The organism is Mycobacterium sp. TH-M11, from assembly GCF_057473725.1.
The window spans coordinates 1-3,570 of record NZ_JBYCLD010000087.1 but is presented as its reverse complement, the minus strand read 5'-3'; the positions used below and the strand labels follow the sequence as shown (position 1 = coordinate 3,570).

Genomic DNA, 3,570 nt, shown 5'->3' with positions numbered 1-3,570 from the left:
GGCGTTGATGGGCGACCTCAAGGCGCTGCTCGGTCCGGGCTGTCTGGGCGGCTAGTCTCGTCGAGGTAAAGCAGCGGTCTAACCGGTCCGGGCACAGTCACTTCCACGTCGGGCGCTTATGATTGCGTCATCACGAGCTATCCGACCGCGAGCTGGGAGACATGATGCGGAAGCTGAAGCTGCTGGTGGCCGTGAGCTGTGCAACCACCGTGTTCGGCGCGGCCGGTGCGGCGCATGCCGACGACGACCCGCGGGACGCCAATTTCCTCCAGGCGCTCAAAGACGTGGGTATCCCGTATCCATCCGCGGACAAAGTCACCGCCAGCGGCAAAGCGGTGTGTTCCTATCTACACCAGGGACACAGCCCCAACGACACCGCGCAAACGGTCGCGTCGGAGAACAATCTGTCGTCGTTGCAGGCCGAGCAGTTCGTGGCTCTCGCGCGCGGCGCGTATTGCCCGCTGCCGCCGATGGGCGGCGGCGGCGGCGGATAGCGACCCGAGTGCCTGCCGGGCCCCCGAGACTACGACGAAGCTGCCGCGGGGGACTGGCTGCACATCGTTGCCTTCGCGGCTTCGACGAACCTGGATGCCTGCGTCAGCGGCAGATCCGGGTTGGCGTTTTTCACCCCGCGTGCAGCCTGGTTCAAAGTGTGCCCCTGGGCGATGTAATCGCACACCTGTCGGCCGCCGGCTAGGGCCTGGGTCGGATCCGGGTACTGGATGCCCATCTTGTCAAGCGAGGCGAGGAAGGCTGAATCGCCAGAATCGGCGTTCGCCGGCGCGGCGGCACCGATCACAGTCAGCAACGCGGCTGCGGCCAGAAACGGTTTTACAGCTTTCATTTTCCCTCCCAAACGACGACCTGATGTCTGGCTCATTGTTTGTCGCAGCTAGCGGATGTGATGAAATCGCTTGTCTGACAACAGCTTAGTTCTTTGCGATCGGCCAGGCCTTACTGATGCGCCCGCGGGGCCCGCACTGTTCATGCAGTGTTCAGCTGCGCGCGAGGTTTGCATCAGGCGCCGTTAATCATTCGACTGGGCCGCCGGCTCCAGAGCCGGGCAGTACGTGTCCGCGGAGATCGCGACGAACTGCGCGGCGTTGTGCCCCGAGAGGTGGTGATTGGTGATTTTCACCGACCGCGCGATGGTGACCGGCGGGCGTCCCTGCCCGAGTAAGTCGCAGACCTTTTTCGCTATCGAAATGGCGTCCTGCGGATCGGCGAACTCGATACCGGCTTGGTCGAGTTGACCGATGAAAACCGTGTCGGCGTTGTCGGCATGGGCCGGCGCAGCTAACCCGATCGCCGCGCCGGCAACGACCGCGGTGAGAAACGCTGTTCCATTGCCCATGAAAAATTAAGCCTCATCGCACGCGATGTACGGGGCTGGAACGAAAGGTAAATGAAGCATGAACGTCACGGGTCAGCTGTCTTTCCTGCGCGTCTACGGCGGCCCGCGGCGAAGGTTTTGGAGAGGTGCCCAGCTATTTCCCAGTAAAACCATACCGGACAAACGGGTTAGCTGTAATCAGCCGTTCATCTTGCCGTCGTGTGGTGGATTTGTCGGAAGGGCGGATTGCCCCCTGGCCGAGGCCAAATCGGCCGCAACCCGCCGGACCCCGGTGACCTGCAACGCCAAATTGGATGGGGCTGCGGACATCAGGAGCAAAGGGAAGAGGACACGAAATGGTCGTTGACTACAGCTTGCTGCCGCCGGAGATCAACTCGGGTCGCATGTACAGCGGTCCCGGTTCGGGATCGCTGCTGACCGCTGCGGAGGCCTGGGACTCACTGGCAGCAGAGCTGTACTCCGCTGCGGGCCAATACAGGTCGGTGCTTTCAGGACTGACCGCCACACAGTGGACCGGCCCGTCGGCGACGGCGATGGCGGCCGCCGGCCAGACTTTTGTCACCTGGTTGGTCGACGCTGCGGTCCAGGCGGAGCAGACGGCGGGTCAAGCCAAGGCGGCTGCGGGTGCACACGCGTCAGCGCTGGCAGCCCACGTGCCCCCGCCGGCGATCGCCGCCAACCGGTCGCTGTTGGCGGCGCTGATCGCGCACAACTACTTCGGGCAATACTCCGCGGCGATCGGCGAGACCGAGCGCCAGTACGCCCAGATGTGGTCCCAAGACGCCACGGCGATGCAGAGCTATTCGCGCACGTCGTCGACCGCGTCCCACCTCACCCCATTCACCCAGCCGGTGCAGAACACCAACCCCGCCGGGCAGACCGCCCAAAGTGCCTCGGTCGCCCAGGCCACCGGCACTGGCGGCGGTTCGAGCGTGCAATCGATGCTGTCGCAGCTGCAAAGCATGTTCGGCTCGACGGGGTCGACGGGCACCGCGAGCACGTCGAGCACCCTCAGCTCTTCGCTGATCAACACCGCCGGCTACTCCTCACAGGCGTGGGGTAACGGTGCCGCCAGCTGGGCCGATGCCGCCAACGCCCTTAGCAATGCCAACAACGGCGTCGGTTTGCTCACGTGGGTAGCGGAAAACCCCGCGGGCCTGTCCGAAACGATGAACCCACCGTTTCTGGGGCCCGCGGCGCTGAAATTCGGCGGTGCGGGGCTCAGCAGCTTCACCGGGCCGTCAGGTGTGGGCGCGAGCGCCGGGCAGGCGATCAAGATCGGCGCATTATCGGCCCCGCCGACGTGGGCGATGCCGGCTCCGGCGGTCACGCCCGCTTCGTTCAACATGCCGGGCACCGGCATGCCGGCCGCCGCGGCCGGCGCCCCCGGGGGCTTTCCGGGCGGGGCCTTCGGCGAGACCATGCTGGGCACAGTGGTCGGCCGAGGGCTTGGTAGCGCAACAGCCCACGCGGCGTCGCGCCGCGGCAGCGTGGTGTCCCGCTCGCCGATCGGCGGTTGAGCGCAGCGCACCTGAGTCGGGCTATCTCGCCCCAACCTAGACAGCTGAGAGAGGGGGAACGGGCACAGATGGATTTCGGATTGCTTCCTCCTGAAATCAATTCCGGGCGGATGTACGCCGGTCCGGGGTCAGGACCGATGCTGGCGGCCGCGACGGCATGGGACGCGCTGGCCGACGAACTCGAACTGGCCGCGACGGGCTACGCCTCGTCGGTCTCGGAGTTGACTGGGTCGGCGTGGTCCGGCGCAGCGTCGACGGCGATGGCGGGTGCGGCCCTACCGTATGTGGCTTGGCTGCAGACCACGTCCGCCCTCGCCGAGCAGTCCGCGGTGCAGGCCAAGAGCGCCGCGGCCGCCTACGAGGCGGCGTTCGCCGCGACGGTCCCTCCGCCGGTGATCGCCGCCAACCGCGCGTTGCTGGCGGCGCTGGTCGCGACGAACTTCTTCGGACAGAACACCGCCGCGATCATGGCGGCCGAAGCCCACTACGCCGAGATGTGGGCCCAAGACGCCGCCGCGATGTACGGCTACGCCGGGGCGTCGTCGTCGGCAAGCACGCTGACATCGTTCCAGTCCCCGCCGCCGACGACCAACCCGATCGGCCTGAGCGGCCAGGCCGGCGCGGTCGCCCAGGCCGCCAGCACCGCCGCCCATGCCCAGGACCTGTTGCCGCTGACCGGCACGCTGCACGAGTTGG

At 66.5% G+C, this 3,570-nt stretch carries 5 protein-coding genes; 3 read left to right on the top strand and 2 right to left on the bottom strand.

Annotated features, from left to right (window positions below; translation table 11 throughout):
* Positions 1 to 161: 161 nt before the first annotated feature.
* A complete protein-coding gene (locus AC2VOG_RS03645) occupies positions 162 to 494 on the top strand; it encodes a DUF732 domain-containing protein (RefSeq protein ID WP_486938552.1) in 333 nt (110 codons plus the stop codon).
* A 29-nt stretch (positions 495 to 523) separates the two neighbouring features.
* Here the strand turns inward: AC2VOG_RS03645 and AC2VOG_RS03640 are convergent, their stop codons facing one another.
* Positions 524 to 880 carry a DUF732 domain-containing protein gene (locus AC2VOG_RS03640; protein WP_486938551.1) on the bottom strand — a complete coding sequence of 119 codons (357 nt, stop codon included), beginning with the start codon at positions 878 to 880 and terminating at the stop codon, positions 524 to 526.
* A gap of 147 nt (positions 881 to 1,027) precedes the next feature.
* Complete coding sequence (locus AC2VOG_RS03635) at positions 1,028 to 1,354, bottom strand: DUF732 domain-containing protein (protein WP_486938550.1); 327 nt, start codon at positions 1,352 to 1,354, stop codon at positions 1,028 to 1,030.
* A 335-nt stretch (positions 1,355 to 1,689) separates the two neighbouring features.
* Between AC2VOG_RS03635 and AC2VOG_RS03630 the strand changes: the two genes are divergently transcribed.
* The gene (locus tag AC2VOG_RS03630; protein ID WP_486938549.1) at positions 1,690 to 2,874 is read left to right on the top strand and encodes a PPE family protein; all 1,185 of its coding nucleotides are present in this window, start codon (positions 1,690 to 1,692) and stop codon (positions 2,872 to 2,874) included.
* Between the two features lie 68 nt (positions 2,875 to 2,942).
* Positions 2,943 to 3,570: PPE family protein (locus AC2VOG_RS03625; RefSeq protein ID WP_486938548.1), on the top strand; the 628-nt coding region annotated here is incomplete at its 3' end.

What these genes read in the sequence shown, in the direction of transcription:
- AC2VOG_RS03645 (WP_486938552.1), top strand. Translation starts at nt 162, where the DNA reads ATGATGCGGAAGCTGAAGCTGCTGGTGGCCGTGAGCTGTGCAACCACC.
- AC2VOG_RS03640 (WP_486938551.1), bottom strand. Translation starts at nt 880, where the DNA reads ATGAGCCAGACATCAGGTCGTCGTTTGGGAGGGAAAATGAAAGCTGTA.
- AC2VOG_RS03635 (WP_486938550.1), bottom strand. Translation starts at nt 1,354, where the DNA reads ATGGGCAATGGAACAGCGTTTCTCACCGCGGTCGTTGCCGGCGCGGCG.
- AC2VOG_RS03630 (WP_486938549.1), top strand. Translation starts at nt 1,690, where the DNA reads ATGGTCGTTGACTACAGCTTGCTGCCGCCGGAGATCAACTCGGGTCGC.